14 protein-coding genes, 1 tRNA gene and 1 pseudogene are annotated in these 19,983 nt (G+C 51.7%); 15 read left to right on the top strand and 1 reads right to left on the bottom strand.

Features of this window, described 5'->3' with window-relative positions; genetic code table 11:
• The first annotated feature begins 115 nt into the window (after positions 1-115).
• The 11 genes and pseudogenes from IPG22_09040 to IPG22_08990 all read left to right on the top strand — a co-directional run bounded on the left by IPG22_09040 (position 116) and on the right by IPG22_08990 (position 13,674).
• Positions 116-874 (top strand): SH3 domain-containing protein, encoded by a 759-nt coding sequence (locus IPG22_09040; protein ID MBK6588426.1) that lies wholly within the window; start codon positions 116-118, stop codon positions 872-874.
• A gap of 536 nt (positions 875-1,410) precedes the next feature.
• A complete protein-coding gene (locus IPG22_09035; protein MBK6588425.1) occupies positions 1,411-2,643 on the top strand; it encodes a S1/P1 nuclease in 1,233 nt (410 codons plus the stop codon).
• Positions 2,644-2,655: 12 nt separating this feature from the next.
• Positions 2,656-3,792 carry a M20 family metallopeptidase gene (locus IPG22_09030; protein MBK6588424.1) on the top strand — a complete coding sequence of 379 codons (1,137 nt, stop codon included), beginning with the start codon at positions 2,656-2,658 and terminating at the stop codon, positions 3,790-3,792.
• An 89-nt stretch (positions 3,793-3,881) separates the two neighbouring features.
• Positions 3,882-3,979, top strand: a tRNA-Sec gene (locus IPG22_09025).
• A 16-nt stretch (positions 3,980-3,995) separates the two neighbouring features.
• A pseudogene (locus tag IPG22_09020) lies at positions 3,996-4,394 on the top strand (four helix bundle protein).
• Complete coding sequence (gene dprA, locus IPG22_09015) at positions 4,391-5,518, top strand: DNA-protecting protein DprA (protein MBK6588423.1); 1,128 nt, start codon at positions 4,391-4,393, stop codon at positions 5,516-5,518. Before IPG22_09020 ends, dprA begins: the two are co-directional and overlap by 4 nt.
• A 138-nt stretch (positions 5,519-5,656) precedes the next feature.
• On the top strand, positions 5,657-8,221 hold the full coding sequence (topA, locus tag IPG22_09010; GenBank protein ID MBK6588422.1) for a type I DNA topoisomerase: 2,565 nt from the start codon (positions 5,657-5,659) through the stop codon (positions 8,219-8,221).
• Positions 8,222-8,390: 169 nt separating this feature from the next.
• The gene (locus tag IPG22_09005) at positions 8,391-8,972 is read left to right on the top strand and encodes a methyltransferase domain-containing protein (protein MBK6588421.1); all 582 of its coding nucleotides are present in this window, start codon (positions 8,391-8,393) and stop codon (positions 8,970-8,972) included.
• Between the two features lie 107 nt (positions 8,973-9,079).
• On the top strand, positions 9,080-10,774 hold the full coding sequence (locus tag IPG22_09000; GenBank protein MBK6588420.1) for a M20/M25/M40 family metallo-hydrolase: 1,695 nt from the start codon (positions 9,080-9,082) through the stop codon (positions 10,772-10,774).
• 241 nt (positions 10,775-11,015) lie between these two features.
• Positions 11,016-12,761, top strand: a complete 1,746-nt coding sequence (locus IPG22_08995; GenBank protein MBK6588419.1) for a M20/M25/M40 family metallo-hydrolase — start codon at positions 11,016-11,018, stop codon at positions 12,759-12,761.
• Between the two features lie 133 nt (positions 12,762-12,894).
• On the top strand, positions 12,895-13,674 hold the full coding sequence (locus IPG22_08990; GenBank protein ID MBK6588418.1) for a hypothetical protein: 780 nt from the start codon (positions 12,895-12,897) through the stop codon (positions 13,672-13,674).
• Positions 13,675-13,677: 3 nt separating this feature from the next.
• Here the strand turns inward: IPG22_08990 and IPG22_08985 are convergent, their stop codons facing one another.
• The gene (locus IPG22_08985) at positions 13,678-14,145 is read right to left on the bottom strand and encodes a GNAT family N-acetyltransferase (GenBank protein ID MBK6588417.1); all 468 of its coding nucleotides are present in this window, start codon (positions 14,143-14,145) and stop codon (positions 13,678-13,680) included.
• A gap of 78 nt (positions 14,146-14,223) precedes the next feature.
• Between IPG22_08985 and IPG22_08980 the strand changes: the two genes are divergently transcribed.
• From IPG22_08980 to IPG22_08965, 4 genes are all read left to right on the top strand, one after another.
• The gene (locus IPG22_08980) at positions 14,224-15,027 is read left to right on the top strand and encodes a CbbQ/NirQ/NorQ/GpvN family protein (protein ID MBK6588416.1); all 804 of its coding nucleotides are present in this window, start codon (positions 14,224-14,226) and stop codon (positions 15,025-15,027) included.
• Between the two features lie 13 nt (positions 15,028-15,040).
• Complete coding sequence (locus tag IPG22_08975) at positions 15,041-15,817, top strand: hypothetical protein (protein ID MBK6588415.1); 777 nt, start codon at positions 15,041-15,043, stop codon at positions 15,815-15,817.
• A gap of 185 nt (positions 15,818-16,002) precedes the next feature.
• Complete coding sequence (locus tag IPG22_08970) at positions 16,003-18,981, top strand: TonB-dependent receptor (GenBank protein ID MBK6588414.1); 2,979 nt, start codon at positions 16,003-16,005, stop codon at positions 18,979-18,981.
• A 93-nt stretch (positions 18,982-19,074) separates the two neighbouring features.
• Positions 19,075-19,959, top strand: a complete 885-nt coding sequence (locus IPG22_08965) for a hypothetical protein (protein ID MBK6588413.1) — start codon at positions 19,075-19,077, stop codon at positions 19,957-19,959.
• The last annotated feature ends 24 nt before the right edge of the window (positions 19,960-19,983 follow it).

Here is a 19,983-nt window from a genome sequence, read left to right as displayed (position 1 = left end):
CTGGAGAAATCTTAAATTAACGGGGTCCGATCCAGGCTATTAGTTTATTGTAAAAGGTTAACTGCAAACCTTAAATATTTGCTATCGGCAAAAAAGTCATCTATAAATAGGCGGTATGAAACAGTGCCCGTCCTGCCTAACAACCTACACGGACGAAACATTAAGATTCTGTCTCGCTGACGGCAGCATTTTATCGGCACTCGATGAAGAACAAGCGACATTGATCCGAACCTCCGGCATCCGGCCCGCTGAAGAGACGGCTGTAATGGGTAAGGCCGAACCCGTACGCGTTGACCTCCCGATCGCGGGCATGCCTTCGACGAGGGCTTCTCAACCGCAAGTACCACCGAGCTCAGGTTCGTCGAGTGTCGTATTAAAGATCATCGTAGCAGTGATCGGCCTCGGGATACTGGCTCTCCTATTGGTCGGTGCGGCAGGAGCTGTATATTATTTCGCTTCCGGCAAGGAAGTGCCGCCGGCCTCAAATTCCGTAAATACAAGACAACCGCCAACTTCGCCAACGCCCGTAAAAGATGACCGTGATGAGCTTCGCGACCAGATCGCCAATCTGCAGAAGCAACTCAATGAGCAGAAAAAGACGACTCTTCCGACAAACAGTACGATAGCCCAGCCAAAACAATCGGCGACTACAACGACCGCCAGAGCAAATTCACCGAGCGACGGTTTTCTAGCTCTCAGGTCTTTGCCAAATAGTGAGATCGGTGAACGAATTCTAAAAATTCCACACGGAGCGACAGTTACCGTTGGAGCTTGCGGGCCGGTCATCAAACCGGTATCGAGATCAGGCCGATGGTGTCAAGCAACCTATAATGGATATTCCGGCTGGGTCTTTGACGCCTATCTTTTGTACTAAAAAGAAAGAGTGCGGCTTTTTTGGAAAGCCGCACTCGGTAGGTTTCATTTGGTAGGTATAAATGAAGGGTATTTATGAATTCACTCATTTAACGACTGAGCGGTGCCGAAGGGGGATAGTAGAAATTCCCCGATGTTTTGAAGCTCTCTGTATCAAACCTCCTGCGTGCTCCACATTCTGTACACGCCCGATACGAACCTCGTAAATCTTTGAACGGCCGACTTAGATCTTTATGCCGGCATCCGAATAATCTGCCCAGAATTCCTATTTCACGTCCGAGCGAACTTTCTTTTCTATCAATTCCACGCTCGAGTGTCAAATTATGTTGCAAAACTTCTTGCATTTTTTTTCTCCGTCACATTTATTTCTTTTCGTGACCGTCTCAATTCTTAGAACGAGACCGGGGAAAGCTTTTGCAATCTATATGATGAAAGCACCTCGAAAAAGGTTTGATTAGTTTCTTTATTAACCTATTACTTTCTCTTGTCTCTTTTATTCGCTAAAATCGTGCAAAAAGATTCAGGAGTTTTACGCAAATGAAATTTAAACGTTTTTCGCTCGCAGTTATGTTCGCCGGAGTACTTTTGCTCGGCAATCTTCCTGCATTTGCCTGGGACGAGACCGGGCACAAGATCACGGCATACATCGCATGGCAGCGAATGACGCCCGAGACACGTGAAAAAGTGATGAAGATCCTGCTTTCGGCTCCTGAAGATTCGCAGATCGGCTCTTATTACCTTGCTTATGGTGCCAGATCGCAAGAATCAAGAAAGCGGGAATATTTCATGCTGATGGCAACGTGGGCAGATATCATTCGCGACCGGGCGCTTAACACGCGCTACACGAAATATCACAAAGGCAATTGGCACTATGCCGACACATTCTGGCAGTGGAAGGACGGAAAGGCTGTTTTTATCGAAAACGCGGAGGACAGCGGACTGGCTTCTCAGAAGCTTTCTGAGTTTGCACAGCTAATACGCGGCTCGGCTCCCGACGCCGAAAAAGCCGTAGCGATCGTCTGGCTCGAGCACATTATAGGCGACCTTCACCAACCGCTGCACACTTCGGCAAAGGTTAACGATTCAAACCCCAAGGGCGATCAGGGCGGCAATCTTTTCTTTTTGACACCAAAAGGAACGCCGCGTGAGAAGCAGGAAAACCTGCATTCGTATTGGGACGGAATAATCGGACGCTATTCGCCGAACGCCAAGGATCAGTGCGATGCCGATTATATCGATCCGATCGCCCAGGACATCATGAAGCTTCATCCGTACGACAAGCTGAAGGACAAGATCAATCCCGACAAATTTGATATCTGGACGAAAGAAAGCCTCGATATTGCTACGAGTTTCGTTTATAAGGATCTGAAGTTTTTCGAAAGCCCGTCGGACAAATACAAAAAAACCGCTTATGAGATTTCCCAGGAACGACTCGCTCTCGCGGGATACCGCATGGGTGATCTTTTCAATGAGGCTTTTGGCTCAGCTTCGACAATGGCCCCGGTTCCTGCCGCTTCTACGGGCTCTGTCCCGTGCAAGATCATCCGTAAGGTAATGTATCCAGTTACGCAGAATAGCTCGGTCAAACAGACTCTTGAGATCTCGCTGCTCGATCTCTGCCCGACACAGATCGCGGCGCGTCCGATGTATTCATTTATGATCGATGGCAAACCGGTCATGAAGGAATATGACGTGCTGAAAACATTCAAAAACGAAGCGGAAGCAAAGAAATACGCTGTCGATAACAAAATTACAGACGTAGTTTTTTAGTCTGGCTATCAAATGACAGCAAACGAGATACTCCACTACTATTCTGGCCGCCTACCGGCAATTATTGATTCGATCCGTGAGATAGTCGATATCGAATCCCCTTCGCTCGATGCGGAACGCAGCCGCGACGTTGTTAATTGGGTCGAAGGCTCATTTCGCGCAACGGGCGTCGACCTGAAATTTGAGCGGGAATCGTGTCCTGACGGCGATCATCTCGTTATTCGGGCGTTCCCTAGCGAAGGCAAACACACAATGCTGCTAGGCCACACGGATACGGTTCACCCGGTCGGCACCAACGAGCTGAACCCGACACGGATCGAAGGCGACAAATTCTACGGCTGCGGGATCTTTGACATGAAGGCCAACATTATTCTGATGGTCGAGGCTTTCAGATTTTTGAATGACCATGGCCTCAAACCTGCTCGGCCAATATCTATCTTTTTATCGTGCGACGAAGAGGTCGGCAGCTTTTCCGGCCGCCCGATCCTCGAGCGTGTCGCTGCGGATGCGGAACGCTGTTACGTATTCGAACCCTCCGCCGATGGTAAAGTTAAAACGGGCCGCAAAGGAACTGGCCTATTCACGATTCGCACGCACGGCGTCCCGGCCCACGCCGGGCTCGAACCGGAAAAAGGTGCGAATGCAATAGCCGAACTCGCCCGCCACATCGACGAGATCCACGCAATCGCAAATCCTGCTGTCGGCACAACCGTGAACGTCTGCACGATCCGTGGCGGCACAACCTCAAATGTCATCCCCGAACACGCCGAATGCGAGGTCGACGTCCGTTTCAGCTCAATGGCGGAGGCAGAACGGGTCGATGCGTCATTCCGATCTTTGCGGTCAGATGACGAACGCGTCTCGCTAGAGATCCTGGGTGGGATCAATCGTCCGCCGATGGAACGAACAGATGCTGCTGTCTCGCTATACGAAAATGCACGGAAACACGCCGTAGAATTTAACTATGAACTCGGCGAAACTCAAGTGGGCGGCGCGTCCGACGGCAACTTTGTCGCCGCTTTGGGCGTTCCGGTTTTAGATGGGTTGGGCATCGCGGGTTCGGGGGCTCATACTTTGGGTGAGAATATTTTGATTGATGACATCGCAAATCGAGCAGCACTCGTGACATTACTAATAAGTGCGGCATGAAATGAGACAAATTGGAAATTGTTAATTGGTAGGAAAATACATTTTTTATAACCAATTTACAATTTTGCAGTTTCCAATTAACAATTCTCGGAGGCGCATCTCGTCCGGTGATGGGCGCGGTCTTCAAAACCGTTGTGAGGGCGCGAGAGCGTACTCAAGTGGGTTCGACTCCCACACGCCTCCGCCAGTTTGATTTTGGATTGGTGATTTTGGATGAATTCAAGCAGCGGACTAAAGACATTGCTTTAGGAATCATTAAATTGGTAGAGTCCCCTTCCTAGAACAGCTTCTGCCGATATTATTGGAAAACAGCTCCTGAGATCGGGAACCTCCGTCGGAGCAAATTACCGGGCATCTTGCAGGGCTAAATCTACTGCTGACATCATCAATAAACTTTCGATCGTTGAGGAAGAAGCTGATGAAAGTATGTTCTGGATAGAATTGTTGATAGAATCCGAAATCGTTGCCGAGCGGAACTGTCGACATTGTACGCGGATAGGAACGAGATCGTTGCCATGACAGTAACCTCCATCAAGACTCTTCGAATGAAAAAGGAGAGCGAATCTAAAATCCAAAATCGGCAATCTAAAATCACCAAATGATTGAATGGATCGCTTTAAATATGACGCCGGGCGTTGGTCCGCGAGCGGCGACCAAGCTTTTGGAGCGGTTTGGATCGGCTTCGGCGATCTTTCACGCACGGCGGCCGGAGCTTGAATCTTTGCGGATCAAGCCGGCGACGATCGAGAGCATCATTAAACGTGAATTTTTTGATACGGCTGAGACCGAGCTGAAACGTGTTAAGGAATTTGGCGGTGATGTTTTGATCCTTGATGACGGCAGCTATCCTGCTTTGCTACGTGAGATCGACGACCCGCCGCCGGTTCTGTATGTTAAGGGCGACTGGCAAGCGTGTTTTGAGCAGCCCGGAGTTGGCGTGATCGGTTCGCGGATGTGTTCGACGTATGGGGAAAATGCGTCGGAGATGTTGTCGAGGGATCTGGCTTCGCGTGGTGTGACTATTGTTTCGGGGCTCGCTCGCGGGATCGACACGGCAGCACATCGCGGAGCGATCCGCGGCCAGGGGCGAACGGTTGGCGTGATGGGAACGGGGATCGACACCGTTTATCCCAAAGAAAACACGAACCTTGCACGCGAGATCCTCTCAAACGGCGGATGCCTTGTCACACAGTTCCCTCTCGGCACGCCTCCTTTAAAGGACAACTTTCCCTATCGCAATAGAATCATAAGCGGGCTAAGCTTAGGTGTTTTGATAGTCGAGGCTTCGGAAAGGAGCGGCTCTTTAATAACGGCGCGGCTCGCGATGGAGCAAAACCGGGAGATCATGGCCGTACCCGGAAACATCACATCCGGGAACTCGTTCGGCACGAATTATTTGATCAAGAGCGGTGCCAAGCTTGTCCAGCAATGGCAGGATGTTGTTGCCGAACTGCCCAGCGAGATCTCGGCGGCGATCCTGCCGCCAAAGATCGACCGGTCGGTTCCCGATCAAGCCGAGAAAAAACAGACGCCGGTTCCCGCCGACCTAACGCCCCAGGAACGCACGGTTTGGGGCCTGCTCACCCCGGACGAATCGACACATGTTGACGTGCTGCTCCAATCCAGCGGGCTGTCATTCGGCGATTTGAATAATGCTCTGGTTTCGCTCGATCTTCGCGATCTGATCCGCGTTTTGCCGGGTAAGCATTACGCCCGACGGATCTGATGGCTCGAGCCTTTGAGATTCCTAAAAATTCCGCTATAGTCCAAACCTTGCATTGACAAGGCTGTTAGCACGGTGTTACTAGTCTTAAACGTCAGCACTGAAAAAGGTGTCTGACGTATTTTTTTCCCACGCCGAAATATGTCAAAGAATTTGTTAATAGTAGAAAGCCCGGCAAAAGCCAAGACCATCGAGAAGATCCTGGGAAAGGATTTTCAGGTCAATAGCTGCTACGGCCACATCCGCGACCTCGAAAAGTCGGCAATGGGTATCGACATCGAAAATGATTTCGAACCACGTTATATAGTTCCGGATGAAAAGAAAAAAGTGGTCAGCGAGCTGAGGTCATTGGCCAAAAAGTCAGACGAAGTCTGGCTAGCGACTGACGAAGACCGCGAGGGCGAAGCAATTAGCTGGCATCTTTGTGAAGTCCTGGGCCTCAACCCGGTGACGACCAAACGAATCGTTTTTCATGAGATCACCAAACCCGCGATCGAAGCTGCGGTAAAGAATCCACGCACTGTAAACATGGATCTGGTGATGGCGCAGCAGGCACGCCGCGTGCTGGATCGCATCGTCGGATTTGAATTGAGCCCCGTGTTATGGCGAAAGATCAGTACCAGCAATAAAAACCTCAGTGCCGGCCGCGTGCAGAGCGTTGCCGTACGCCTCATTGCAGATCGGGAACGCGAGATCAATGCATTTCAGCAGGAAAGTCATTTCAAGATAGAAGGTTTATTTTTCGCTGATGATATAACCGGCAAACAAGTCACTTTTAAAGCCGAAGGAAAGAAACAGGACAGTGCCCAGGATGCGGAAACATTTCTGAAGGGCTGCGTCGGAGCTAACTATAAAGTAACTGATGTTCGTGTAAAGCCGGGTAAAAGAACTCCGGCTCCGCCATTTACCACCTCAACACTTCAGCAGGAAGCATCGAGAAAGCTCGGCTACGGCGTGGCCCGAACGATGCAGATCGCCCAGAAGCTGTATGAGAATGGCCATATTACGTACATGCGAACTGACAGTGTGAGCCTTAGCGCAACAGCCCTCGCCGACATTACGCAGACGGTAAGCAGCCTTTACGGTGATAGATATCAGCAGTTCCGAAAGTTCAAGAATAAGAACGAGTCCGCTCAGGAAGCTCACGAGGCCATTCGCCCGACCTACACTAGCAAGACCTCAATTCCGGAAGAGGAATGGCAGAGATTATACGAATTGATCTGGAAGCGAACGATGGCCTCGCAGATGGCCGATGCTGAGCTGGAAAAAACGACGGTTAAGATCGAGATCTCCACTAATAAGGAAGAATTGACAGCTTCGGGAGAAGTCTTGAAATTCGATGGCTTTCTGAAGGTCTATCAGGAAGATAAGGATGAAGATGACGCGGAAGAATCATCAGAAGGCCTTTTGCCGCCGATGACTGTGGGCCAATCGCTGCCGCTTTCGGAACTTAGAGCAACGGAAAGGTTCAGCCGAGCTCAGCCGAGATACACTGAAGCCTCGCTGGTCAAAAAATTAGAAGAGCTTGGCATCGGCCGACCATCGACGTATGCACCGACGATCTCCACGATCCAGAAAAGGGAACACGTTGAAAAAAGAGATAAGGAAGGTACGCCGAGAGCCTACAGGATACTGGTATTAAAAGATGATCTCATCAGTAAGAGAGAAGCATCTGAGAATACCGGTGCAGAAAAGGCTAAGTTGTTCCCGACGGATCTCGGGCTCGTGGTGACCGATTTTCTCAAGCAGTATTTCGACGCCATCATGGACTACGGTTTCACTGCCAAGATCGAACAAGAGTTTGATGAGGTGGCCGGCGGAAAGCTGGAATGGAATGTAATGCTCGAGGAGTTTTACGGCCCGTTCAAGAAAGATGTCGATAACACCATCGAACGAGCAGAGCGCGTAAAAGCTGAGCGGATACTTGGCATCGACCCCGAATCCGGAAAACCGGTGGTTGCCCGTATGGCCCGCTATGGCCCGATCATCCAGATCGGCAGCGTCGATGAAGAAGAAAAGCCGAAGTTTGCAAAGGTCCCAACAGGGCAAAGCATCGAAACCATCACGTTTGAGGAAGCGCTGGGTCTCTTCAAACTTCAAGCGGCGATGGGCACCTATGAGGGCAAAGAACTGTCGGCCGGCATTGGCCGCTTCGGGCCGTATGTAAAATGGGGCGACGAATTTGTCTCGATACCTCGCGGCACCGACCTTGCGACGGTGGACACGGACAAGGCGATCGAATTCATAAAGGCTAAACAGGTGGCGGACGCTCCTGTTGGTGAGTACGACGGAAAGCCGATCACAAAAGGTACAGGACGTTTCGGGCCTTTCATTAAATGGGACGGGTTGTTCATCAATGTGCCGCGGCGATATGATCTCGCCAACCTTACCCAGGCCGAGATGAATGAACTCATCGAAGCAAAGGTCAGCAAAGAAGCAAACCGGTATATACAACGCTGGGAGGCTGAAAAAATATCGCTGGAGAATGCTCGTTGGGGCCCGGTCATCAAATTCGGTAAAAAGATCATTTCGGTCCCGAAAAAGGCCGACGGTACACGAGCCACTGCGGAAGAGGCAGCAGTTCTGACGCTGGAAGAGGTTAAAAAACTTATTGAAGCCGAGATACCGGACGCTTTTGTGAAAAAGACGAGGTCTCCGGCTAAAAAGCAACCTGCCACGAGAACTGCGTCGAGGAATGGCAGATAGCCGAATGTTCGGACGATCAAATTTTTTCTTCGAAGAAAACCACAGGAAGGATGGTACAGTTAGGTATTGCCAAAATTAGGAATGTGATTATAAAATGGCATTCGATAACGAAATCGTAACATCCGTCGATAAGATGTAAAGCTCGGTAACAGCTTGGGATAAGCTACGCATGAAAGAGAATCTCCAGTTCCTACAAGCATTTCTTAAGAATCCGGCCAAGGTCGGCGCGATAGCGCCGAGTTCGCCTGAACTGGCGGCAGAAATGCTGCAGGGAATTCATCCTGACGATCACAACATCGTGCTCGAACTCGGTGTAGGAACAGGAGCGATCACAAAATTCCTTCGCGAGATCGTTCCAAGCAAAGCCTCATATCTTGGCCTCGAACTTGATCCTGACCTGGTAAAAACCCTCAACGAAAAGTATCCGGATATGAATATCATCTGCGGCAATGCCACTGATGCATATTCGATCCATAGGGAATCCGGCCTCGGTAAAGTGCGTTACCTTGTTTGCTGCCTTCCTTTCGTTTCATTGCCAAAGGAGATCAGCCAGGCAGTTCTTGTTGAATTACAAAAATTCATGGACGAAGGCTGTGAATTGAGGATATTTCAGTACGCCCACGGCTATTACCTTCCGCCGGCGATCAAGCTTCGCGAATTTATGAAGAATCGCTACGGCAAATCACGCCGCAGCCCGCTCGTTCTGAAGAACATGCCGCCGGCGTTCACTCTTACCTGGTCAACGATCTAGCAAGAACATTACTTTGATACCAAGCTATCGCGGCGATTGAAACATTTTCGCCGCGATATTAGTATTACCTCTTTAAATTCGCGAGACTATTTTCAGGAGAAATATTCATGTTACGACGCAAGATCTTAGGCGCAGCTCTCATCTACGCTTTCTTAGTACCTACATTGTCCTTTGCTCAGGGAACGGCTCCGGCAAGGGTTTACACCGCGCCGCAGGCCGACATCGAAAAGATCAAGGATGAAGGAATGAACCGCTCGCAGGTGATGCAAACGCTCAGTTACCTGACCGATGTCATTGGTTCGCGGCTGACCGGTTCGCCAAATCTAAAGCGTGCCAACGAATGGACGCGCGACACGATGGCGAAATGGGGAATGCAGAACGCCAAGCTCGAAGCCTGGGGCCCGTTCGGCCGCGGCTGGGCTTTGAAGAGCTTCTCGGCCGAGATCGTTGATCCGCAAACGCTGCCTTTACTTGCATTTCCAAAAGCCTGGTCACCGTCGACCAAAGGGCCGATCACCGGTGACGTGGTTTTCGTTGAGATCAAAAAGGACGAGGATTTTGCTAAGTACAAAGGCCAGTTGAAAGGCAAGATCGTGCTAATGTCGGCACCGCGTGAGCTGAAAGCAGATTTTGGCGGAATGGGAGCACGGCTGAGCGACGACGAACTCGCGAAACTCGCCGCCGCTCCAGATCCGAACGACCCGAAAAAACCGGCTGCTCCGGCGGTTGATTTTTCTTCGCCGCAGATGGCTCCGCGTATCGCCCGCTTCATGCTCGGCCTCAAAATGATGAACTTCCTGGTGGAAGAAGGAGCGGCGGTCGCGATCGATAACAGCGGAAACGGCAGCGGCGGAACGATCTTCGTACAGGGTGCAGATGTGGCTCAGCCGATCCCGGCGAGCATCATGGAATACTTCACGAACCCGAACCGTCTCGCGCCGCAGCAGAAGGCGGCCGAGGCAAAGATGATCCCTCAGATGGTTGTCGCGACCGAGGATTATAACCGCATGGTTCGGATGATCCAGCATGGCGTTAAGCCAAAGATGACGGTGAATATCCAGTCGCAGTACTACGACGAAGACCAGATGGCTTATAACACGGTCGCCGAGATCCCCGGAAGTGATCCGACGCTCAAGAGCGAATTGGTTATGCTCGGCGGCCATATTGATTCGTGGCACGCGGGAACCGGAGCAACCGACAACGGTGCCGGTGTCGCGGTTGCGATGGAAGCGGCACGCATTATCATCGCTAGCGGCCTGAAACCACGCCGCACGATCCGCGTCGGCCTGTGGTCGGGCGAAGAACAAGGGCTTTACGGATCAGCCGCATACGTCAAGCAGCATCTCGGCGACATGACCGGCGGGCCAAATCTATTTGGAGCCCCGGATCCAAGCGGTGCGAAACCTACGCTGGTTAAAGGTGCTGATTACGACAAACTCTCTGCCTACTACAATCTCGACAATGGAACCGGAAAGATCCGTGGAGTTTATATGCAGGGCAATTCGGCGGTTCGCCCGTATTTCGAAGCGTGGCTCGCACCATTCTCGGATCTCGGAGCTAAAACCCTGACCATGTCGAACACCGGCGGAACCGATCACCTTTCATTCGACCGCATCGGACTGCCGGGTTTTCAGTTCATACAGGATGAGATCGAGTACGATACTCGAACACACCACTCGAATCAGGACGTTTTCGACCGTATTCAAGGCGATGATATGAAACAGGCGGCAACGATCATGGCTGCCTTCGTCTATCAGACCGCAATGATGAACGAGAAAATGCCGCGGAAGGAATTTAAGTAAGCATCAATTAGCTTTCAAGCTACCGCCCGGAAATGATGAACTATCGTTCTTCGTTTCCGGGCGGTTTTTTCGTTTTTGCAGCGTAACTCTAAGTGTTTACAATTCTTTACACTTTCGGGGCGGTTTTACAGTAAAAAACAGGTGTTTTCACAGCTCGGGACTGCAACCTTTTAACGGCTTTTGTGGTATAAATACCTAAATCTGATTAAAGATCCAACTAAAATTTAGGAGAAATAATATTATGCTTCGACGCAAAATTGCGGGCGTGCTGCTGATCCATGCATTCCTGCTTCCGGCGTTCACGTTCGGACAAACAGCACCAAAAATTTACGAGGCTCCAAAGGAGATCGTCGATAAGATCAAAGACGAGGGAATGAACCGTTCGCAGGTTATGAAAACCCTCAGCTACATGAGCGACGTCATTGGGCCGAGACTGACCGGCTCGCCGGGACTCAAGCGTGCGAACGAATGGACACGCGATCAAATGGCAAGCTGGGGGCTGCAGAATGCACACCTCGAGGCGTGGGGACCCTTCGGACGCGGATGGACGCTCAAGCGATACTATGCAATGGTTGACGGCCCGACCGCCTTTCCAGTGATCTCATACCCAAAAGCATGGTCACCCGGTACCGACACGCTGATGCCGCCTCCGCCGCCGGTCGATCCGAAAGCAAAAGGAAAACCTGCTGCAGCTCCGGCAAGCACTAGTACTGCGTTCACTGGCGAAGTCGTTCGCTTTAACGCCACAAAGGAAGAAGATCTCGAACAATACAAAGGCAAACTGAAAGGCAAGATCATCCTCATGAGCCCAACGCGCGAGGTCAAAGCTTGGCTCGAAGCTCCGGGCAAGCGTTTTACGGATGCCGAACTGCTCGCTCTCGCCGATGCTCCTGATCCGGCAGCAGCTCGCCGCCCGGCCGGTGCTCCGGCTGGCGGACCTGGCGGCCCGGGAGGCAATTTTGCTCAGGCGGCCCAGTTCAATGGCCGTAGAATGAGATTTTTGGTAGAGGAAGGTGCAGCGATCTTGCTTGACGCCGGACGCGGCGATGGCGGTACGATCTTTGTGCAGGGAGCTGCAGCCGTTCCGCCGGCAACCCCGACGCCAGGCGTGCCAAACCCGACAGTTCGCGATAAAGCCGCAAAAGTTCCTATCCAGATCAGTGCCGCGGTCGAACACTACAACCGCATTGCCCGCATGGTCGATGCCGGTGAAAAAGTTACGATGACGGTAGACCTGGCTGTCGAATTTCAGGATGCTGATCCGATGTCCTACAACACGATCGCTGAGATCCCGGGTACCGACAAAGCAGACGAGATCGTCATGCTCGGCGGCCACATTGATTCGTGGCAGGCCGGAACCGGTGCAACCGACAATGGCGCAGGCTGCGCCGTTATGATGGAAGCCGTCCGCATTCTCCAGACCCTCGGCCTCAAACCTCGCCGTACGATCCGCGTTGGCCTGTGGAGCGGTGAAGAGCAGGGATTGCTTGGCTCGCGTGCTTACGTTCGCCAGCACTTCGGCTACCGCGGTGATCCAAATGCTCCGGCATTCGGCGGCGGCGGTGGAGGCGGTCAAAACCAAACACCTCAGCCGCTGACAAAGCTTGCTGAATATGACAAGCTCTCAGCTTATTTCAATATCGATAACGGAACTGGTAAAGTTCGCGGCGTCTATATGCAGGGAAATGAAGCTGTCAGGCCGATCTTCCGCAACTGGCTGGCACCGTTCAAGGAAATGGGAGCGAATACGCTTTCTCTTTCGAATACGGGCGGAACCGACCATCTTAGCTTCGACGGTATCGGTTTACCGGGCTTCCAGTTCATTCAGGATGCTGTCGAGTATGACACCAGAACACATCACTCGAACATGGACGTTTTCGACCGTATTCAGGCTGATGACATGAAGCAGATGTCGATCATTCTCGCGACCTTTGTCTATCAGACCGCAATGATGGACGAGAAAATGCCGAGAAAGCCAATTCAATAAAAACCCGATCGGGATTTTTGCTCATTAGTCCGTTCGAAGCAGCTAGACAGTCGCTGCTTCGAACGGATTTTTGTTTGAAATTGTGTGCGTTTGGGGTAACATCGATCAACAAGTAGAACCTCAAACAAAACATATGAATGCCATTCAATTTGTACCTGGTGCGATCGACGCCGGCGGCTGTGTAAGTAACGCGTGGGACATGCTGAAGAAAAATTACGGCATGTATCTCGGCATTGCGATCGTTGCAATGCTGCTGACCGGCTGCATCCCCTGTCTCAATATCTTTATCATGGGCCCGATAATGGGTGGCGTTTTTTTCGTCGCTCTCAGAGATATGCGCGGCGAACCGGTGGATTTCGGCATGATGTTCAAAGGTTTCGAGAAATTCGTTCCTTTGATGGTCATCGGATTGATCCAGTCGATACCGGGGGTGATCGCTCAGATCCTGCGATTTACGATCGATATCGGCCAAATCGGCCTCGGCGGGAAAAATGGCGATTACCAGTTCTTTCAATCTGGTGATAACAGCGTTCTGGCGGGTGGACTCGCTCTGATCGGCGTTGTCGTCGGCCTGGTTTTCATGGTAATTGCGATCGTCTGGTGGATGATCATGTTTTTTGCGATACCGCTCGCTATGGAAAACGAAATCGGCCCGATCGACGCGATAAAACTCAGCGCCCGAGCCGCAATGAGCAACATCGGCGGCCTGTTCGTTCTAATGATATTTGAGATCCTGGTCATGCTCGTCGGCGTACTGATGATCTGCGTCGGAGCTTTTCTCATCTCATTTCCGTTGATTCTTATAGCCAACGTGTTCGCATTCCGGCAGGTCTTCCCATGGGCAGGGCAGCAATTTAACATGGCTCCGCCGCCCCCTAACGCGTACGGTTCGAGCTTTGGCAGCGGAATGTAATTTTTAAAACGAGAGTTCCATATATAGCACGCCGTCGTTTGGATTATCGTAGTACGGTTCGATCGGTCGAAAGCCGTGGGTTTCATAGAGACTCACGGCTTTTCCCATTTTTGGCGGGTATGTGTCGAGTCTTATAGCTTGATAGCCGGTCGCACAAGCATCCTCGATGATCGTTTCGATCAACGCAATACCGATCTTTTGCCCGCGAAACTCGTCTCGAACGAAAAGCCGCTTCATCTCGCAGATACCTTCGCCGAGATCGCGCAAGGCGATGCATCCCGCGAGTCTTCCGCCCGAGTACGCAAGATAAAGCCTGCCGTCGGGCGGTGCATATCTGCCGGGCAATGAGGCGAGTTCAGCCTCAAATCCCTGAAAACAGAGATCGAGCCCGAGCCATTTTTCGTATTCGCGAAAGATCAGCCGCGCGGCTTCGATCTCGTCTTCGGTTTGTACCTGAATGATCTCGATCATAACTATTGCAGTTTTACGCGCGGCGTTTAGCTGATGCAAGTTGGCACTGAAAAACCTTTCAGCTAGAATCAAATCTTTATGGAACTAGCAGTCGAACAGTACAAGGTCGCAAACGAACCCTATTATTTGCCGGTCGGGCGTGAGGTCGAGCTTTTTGAAGCCGCCTACGCGGCCAAGCTTCCCGCGATGCTCAAGGGCCCGACGGGCTGCGGCAAGACGCGTTTTGTCGAATACATGGCGCATCGGCTCAATCGCCCGCTGATCACTGTCGCCTGTCACGAAGACCTCTCGTCCACCGATCTTGTCGGCCGCTTCCTACTCGAGGGCGAAGAAACCGTCTGGCACGACGGCCCGTTGACCGCTGCTGTCCGAGCCGGTGCGATCTGCTATCTCGACGAGGTTGTCGAGGCACGCAAAGATACCGTTGTTATCATCCATCCGCTGACCGACGACCGCCGCCGTCTGCCCATCGAGAAACGCGGAACGGTGATCGAGGCCCCGCCGGAATTCATGCTGGTCGTCTCGTACAATCCGGGCTATCAGTCGATCCTGAAAGACCTCAAACAATCGACCCGTCAGCGCTTCGTCGCGATGGAATTCGACTATCCGAACGCCGAGTCCGAAACCGAGATCGTCGCCAAAGAAGGCGGCATCGACACCGCAACCGCCGCCGACCTTGTCACCATCGGCCAAAAGGTGAGAAACCTCCGCGGCCACGGCCTCGAAGAAGGCGTCTCAACCCGCCTCCTCATCTACGCCGCCCAAATGATCGCCCAGGGCATCCCACCCATCGACGCCGCCGAGGTTGCGATCTGCTCTCCGATCACCGACGACCGTGAGCTGCAGCGCAGCATTCGTGAGATCGTGACAACGATAATTTGATATATGAAAACGGATGAGCAGAGGAAAACTTGATAGCGAAACCGCCTCGAAAGTTAATGATGAGCTACCGGACGTTGACGGAGTCAGGTGTTCCTCTCTCCAATTGGATCCGGGCATGATCTCGATGGGGTTTCCAGTTGGTAGTACAAACCCCATAGCGGCAGTTTGTCTGCAAGACGCAACATCGGTTCTGCAAGAGGCAAGATATGCTCTGTTTGAAGGCCTTGCACATTTGGTTTGGTATCGAGAAAAGAGTGATCCGCCCAACGACCATCTTGCTTTGTTCTTCGGTAAGTTTTACGCGGACGATGTAGCCCTTCGCCTTTATGCCTCAGCCGAACATCTCGCTAATGCAATAGTTAGTATTCTCGATATTGAAAGCAAAATAACGGATTTTAAGAAATCAACAAAACTAGGCGTTTCAAGTCAGCAAGCAATAGTTGGCAAATACCTCGCTAAGAACCTACCAAAGCACGAAATCACGAAATCAATTCTCACTTTAAGAGACTCGAAGGATTGGAAAAAAACCAGAGACTACCGCGATGAGTGGGTGCATGGTAAACCTCCGATCATTAAAGGGCTTGGCATCGAATATGAACGCCGCAATAGACTGATCGTCACAGACAATACAGTAGGCGTAACCTTTGGTTCCGGTGATGAGCCGACCCATTCAGTTGATGAACTAGTTGACTTCACCAAGACTTCACTATATCTACTGACCGGCGTTACGAAGCAAATCGTTGAATATTTCATTAATTTTCTGAATGAAAATCAGCAGACTGAATTCTGATAAAAAAGAGACCTGTATGCAGGACCGCTCAGGGCCTCGATCAAAAAATAAGAATTAACACCAAATTAACGTCGTGTTCACATCCTGTTAAAACTGCCGCAATACTCTCGTTAGTTGAATCCAAATCCTTCAAGACGAATATTGCAAGCTGCTATTTAAGCGGCAGCCACAGAACAGGAGTTAACATGAAAGTTTCGGTTAGCATAAGATCGATCTCTATCTTTGTCCTCATAATTTTAATATCAACTTTTTCATTGATCGCTCAGTCCGATTCCGGCAGTGCTGCCGTCGAAGGAACTGTTAAAGATCAAAATGGTGCCGTAATTCAGGGAGCTACGGTCGTTATCAAAAACAAAGATACCGGCCTCGAGCGCACAGTCGTTTCAGGAGCCAATGGCTCGTTTTCGGCAAGTGTCCTGCCGGTCGGGACGTACAGTCTGACAGCGAGGTCGCAGGGCTTCGCTGAAAAACCGATGACGTTTGTACTCAGGGTCGGCGAAACCACGCCGATCGAGATCACGTTAGCACCGCAAGGGGCCAGCGTTTCGATCGACGTCACCGGTGATTCCGATACGATCGGTACAGAAACGGAATCGACAGGAACGACGATCTCTCCGCGGCTCGTCAGCGACCTGCCGGTTCGTGGACGTAATTTTACCGAGTTTGCCCAGCTAACACCGGCGGTTATTCAAGAAGGTGATCGCAACGGCCTCGTTATTTCCGGCCAGCGTTCTATTAATTCGAACGTAGCCGTCGACGGTGCCGATTTTAACGACGCTCTGCAGGGAAACCAGCGCGGCGGCAACGAGCAGGTATTCTTCTTTCCGCAAACTGCGATCCGTGAATTTCAGGTCGTTCGTTCCGGTGCGACTGCGGAGGTCGGCCGTACTGGCGGCGGCTTTGTCAACGCTGTTACAAAATCGGGAACCAACGAGGTTCGCGGCGAAGTCTTTTACTTTAACCGGAACAAGCAGTTGACCTCGCCTGATGCGTTCGGCCAGGATCTTGACAACGCCCAGAATCAGTTCGGTGGTTCGATCGGCGGGCCGATCAAGCGGGACAAGGCGTTCTTTTTTGTTGGCCTTGAGCAAAATTACCTGCGCGTTCCCTTCGTGGTGAAATTTCAGACGATCCCCGGTGCAACCGTCCCGGCAAGCGTTTCGGCGCTTGAGGGGGAACAGCGCGGTACAAATAACCCGACCGCGCTATTTGCCCGTACCGATTTCATTCTTAACCAGGCCAATACGCTGAATATTCAATACAGCTACACCCGATTCCGTGGCGAAAACTTCAGCTTCGAGAATCCGCGGCAGGACATTGCGGTTGAGGGGAATTACGCTCGCGGAACCAAGAGCCACGGCTTGAAAGGATCGCTGGTATCCGTTCTCAGCCCGAGATTTATTAATGAAGTAAGGGCTCAGATCGGAACCGACAAGCGGATCGAGGAACCGAATACGACCTCAGGCCAGGCCGTGATCGCAAATTTCGGTACGCTCGGCGGCGACCGTGCTCGTCCGCGTCGTTTTGAAACCGTACGATACCAGATCACCGATAACGTCAGTTACGAGGCAGGAAGCCATAAAGTCCGGTTTGGCTTTGACGCGAACATAAATGATGTCACGCAGCAGCGTGAGTCAAACACGCAGCCGCGATTCGATTTTGAAAGCCGCACGCAGCAAGGCGCGACATCGATCGACAACTATGCCGCCGGACGGCCGCGTCGTTTCCGCCAGTCGCTTCCCTCGGCTGATCCGAACGACCTTGTTTACACGGGGACGCAGAAGGAATTTGCTCTATTTGTTCAGGATAAATATAAGGTTTCGAGCGAACTGTCGCTCAACTTTGGCCTTCGTTGGGAAGCGCAGATAAATCCGCAGCCCAAAAAGCCGAATCCGCTGTTCCCGGTCACTGCCCTGATCCCTAACGATCTCAAGCAATGGCAGCCGCGGCTCGGGTTAGCCTATGACGTACGAGGCAAAGGCGAAACGGTTGTCAGGCTTTCGGCAGGTATTTTTGCCGCCCGGACGCCGGCAAACCTATTTCAGCGTGTCTCGACCGATAACGGCCTGACCGTGCAGGAGATCGAGATCGCCGAGGTCACCGCTTGCCGTAATTCGGCCGTTGTGGCGTTGCCTAACTGTCTGCTTCGCGGGCCTAATGCTCTGATCACGTACCCAAACAGATTTTCAACGCTTACGCCGGCTCTTGCTCCGTATGTTCTGAAACAGCGTGTTTTCGGCTTTGACCCGAATTTCAAGAATCCAAGATCGGCGCAGTTCTCGGCAACGGTAGAACAAAAGATCTCCAAAGGACTTGTGCTGACCGCCGGATATATCCGCAACTCGACATGGAACCTTCAGCGCCGCATCGACCGCAACCTTTTCCCGCCCACCGTCCTTGCGAATGGTTATCTCAGCTGGTCGACGACGCGTCCGAATACGACCATCGCTCAGCTTGAGATCAACGAATCGTCGGCTCACTCGACCTACGACGCATTGACACTCTCACTGCGACGCCGGTTCGCGAACCGTTTCCAGTTCGAGGCGAATTATACTTTTGCCAATAACCGCGACGACGATTCGAATGAACGCAGCTTCTCACGCGAGACGACCTTGAATCCGTTGAATCTCAAACTCGAAGCCGGGCCGTCGAAACAGGACGTTCGTCATAACCTGAATATCAGCGGCCTCTACGATCTCGGCAAAGGATTTACCATTAGCAGCATCATTGTGACAAGAAGCGGATTTCCCTATACGGCCGTCGTCGAGGATGGAAGCGATACGAATGGAGACGCTAACGACGCCAATGAACGCGTCGTGATCGGCGGAAAGATCTCCGATCGTTTTGCATTCCGCCAGCCACACTTCTTTAACATGGATATTCGTCTGCTGAAGGCTTTCCGGTTTACCGAGACAAAGAAGCTCGAACTTTCAGCCGAGGTCTATAACGTAACAAGAAATACGAATAAAGGCTTTGGCGTGGACGCGATCAACAACTACTGCACGAGCAGCGCTGCATTGGCCAACACCGCGAACCCGCTGAACATTACCTGCCCGACCGGGTTCTTCCCGTTCATCAGAGCCGGCGAACCGACGAGTGCTCCGTCAACCGCACGTTTCGGCGGCCCTCGTCAGGTGCAGCTTGGAGCCAGGTTTACGTTCTAGATCGGTTCAATTGATGCTTACTTAAAAAGACGGATCCGGCGAGCAGTTGCTATAAACTGCTCGCCGGATCTCATTATCGAGATATTAAAATACATGCTTCTAAGATCCTTTGCTACCGCCTTATTCCTCGTATCCTGCTTCGTTTCCTCCGCCATCGCTCAAGAATGGCGTCCCGTGGGCGGCAGCCGGCAATCGAATATTAGTGGAATGGCTGTGATCGGTCAGGCGAAGCAGACAACGACACTGCTGGTTGTCCATGACAACAAGAAAGCGGAACAGATGCACGCGACGCTGATCAGTATAACGGGCAGCGATTCACCGCTCTATACGCCGCTAAAGTGGACAAATGACGTCGCTCTGGATATTGAAGCGGTCACATCGGTTCCGGGCGTTAGCGGCCAGTTTATCGCTTTTACTGCCGCTGGCCGTGCCTATCACATAAAGATCGACATTAAGTCTGCGACGGTTGACGTGATCAAGTCGTTTGACGTGCCTTCCATCCCGAAAGACGCTGATTTCGAGGCGTTCGATCTTCAGAAGATCAACGGGACGCTTACAGCTGTCTGGGCCGAACGGGGCAGCCCCACGAAGCCAGCGACCATCTTTTGGAGCAAATTTGACCTCGATGAACATAAGTTTTCAGATGTCGGATCAGCCACGTTTCGTGTGCCGTTCCCGGCAAATGACGTCCGGCATATCTCCGATCTGAAGGCCGACACGTCCGGGGCCATTTTCGTTACGTCGGCCTCAGATCCGGGCAACGACGGGCCATTTTCGTCGGCTTTCTATTTCGCCGGAGTTTTGCGAACGGACGAGCAAAAACGGACGACCTTTGCCCAATCCTCTTTTTTCACGCCCATCTTTCGCTTTGCCTATCAAAAAGTCGAAGCCTTTGATTTCGTTCCCGGCCTCAACGGCGGCCTTATCTTTGGAACCGATAACGAAAATCTTGGATCCTCCATCTTTTTAACATTCTGATCACCTCCACCGCAGATTTAACGT

The sequence above is a fragment of the Acidobacteriota bacterium genome, assembly GCA_016703965.1.
In the GTDB taxonomy this organism is placed as follows: domain Bacteria; phylum Acidobacteriota; class Blastocatellia; order Pyrinomonadales; family Pyrinomonadaceae; genus OLB17.
Note: the sequence above shows the minus strand (reverse complement) of the source record. Positions and strands in the feature narration are given on the sequence as shown.

Bases quoted from the DNA above. Each gene is read 5' to 3' on its own strand.
- IPG22_09030 (MBK6588424.1), top strand. From the start codon at position 2,656: ATGACAGCAAACGAGATACTCCACTACTATTCTGGCCGCCTACCGGCA.
- IPG22_08990 (MBK6588418.1), top strand. From the start codon at position 12,895: ATGAATGCCATTCAATTTGTACCTGGTGCGATCGACGCCGGCGGCTGT.
- IPG22_08980 (MBK6588416.1), top strand. From the start codon at position 14,224: ATGGAACTAGCAGTCGAACAGTACAAGGTCGCAAACGAACCCTATTAT.
- IPG22_09005 (MBK6588421.1), top strand. From the start codon at position 8,391: ATGAAAGAGAATCTCCAGTTCCTACAAGCATTTCTTAAGAATCCGGCC.
- IPG22_08965 (MBK6588413.1), top strand. From the start codon at position 19,075: ATGCTTCTAAGATCCTTTGCTACCGCCTTATTCCTCGTATCCTGCTTC.
- topA (MBK6588422.1), top strand. From the start codon at position 5,657: ATGTCAAAGAATTTGTTAATAGTAGAAAGCCCGGCAAAAGCCAAGACC.
- IPG22_08995 (MBK6588419.1), top strand. From the start codon at position 11,016: ATGCTTCGACGCAAAATTGCGGGCGTGCTGCTGATCCATGCATTCCTG.
- IPG22_09035 (MBK6588425.1), top strand. From the start codon at position 1,411: ATGAAATTTAAACGTTTTTCGCTCGCAGTTATGTTCGCCGGAGTACTT.
- IPG22_08970 (MBK6588414.1), top strand. From the start codon at position 16,003: ATGAAAGTTTCGGTTAGCATAAGATCGATCTCTATCTTTGTCCTCATA.
- IPG22_08985 (MBK6588417.1), bottom strand. From the start codon at position 14,145: ATGATCGAGATCATTCAGGTACAAACCGAAGACGAGATCGAAGCCGCG.
- IPG22_08975 (MBK6588415.1), top strand. From the start codon at position 15,041: ATGAGCAGAGGAAAACTTGATAGCGAAACCGCCTCGAAAGTTAATGAT.
- IPG22_09040 (MBK6588426.1), top strand. From the start codon at position 116: ATGAAACAGTGCCCGTCCTGCCTAACAACCTACACGGACGAAACATTA.
- IPG22_09000 (MBK6588420.1), top strand. From the start codon at position 9,080: ATGTTACGACGCAAGATCTTAGGCGCAGCTCTCATCTACGCTTTCTTA.
- dprA (MBK6588423.1), top strand. From the start codon at position 4,391: ATGATTGAATGGATCGCTTTAAATATGACGCCGGGCGTTGGTCCGCGA.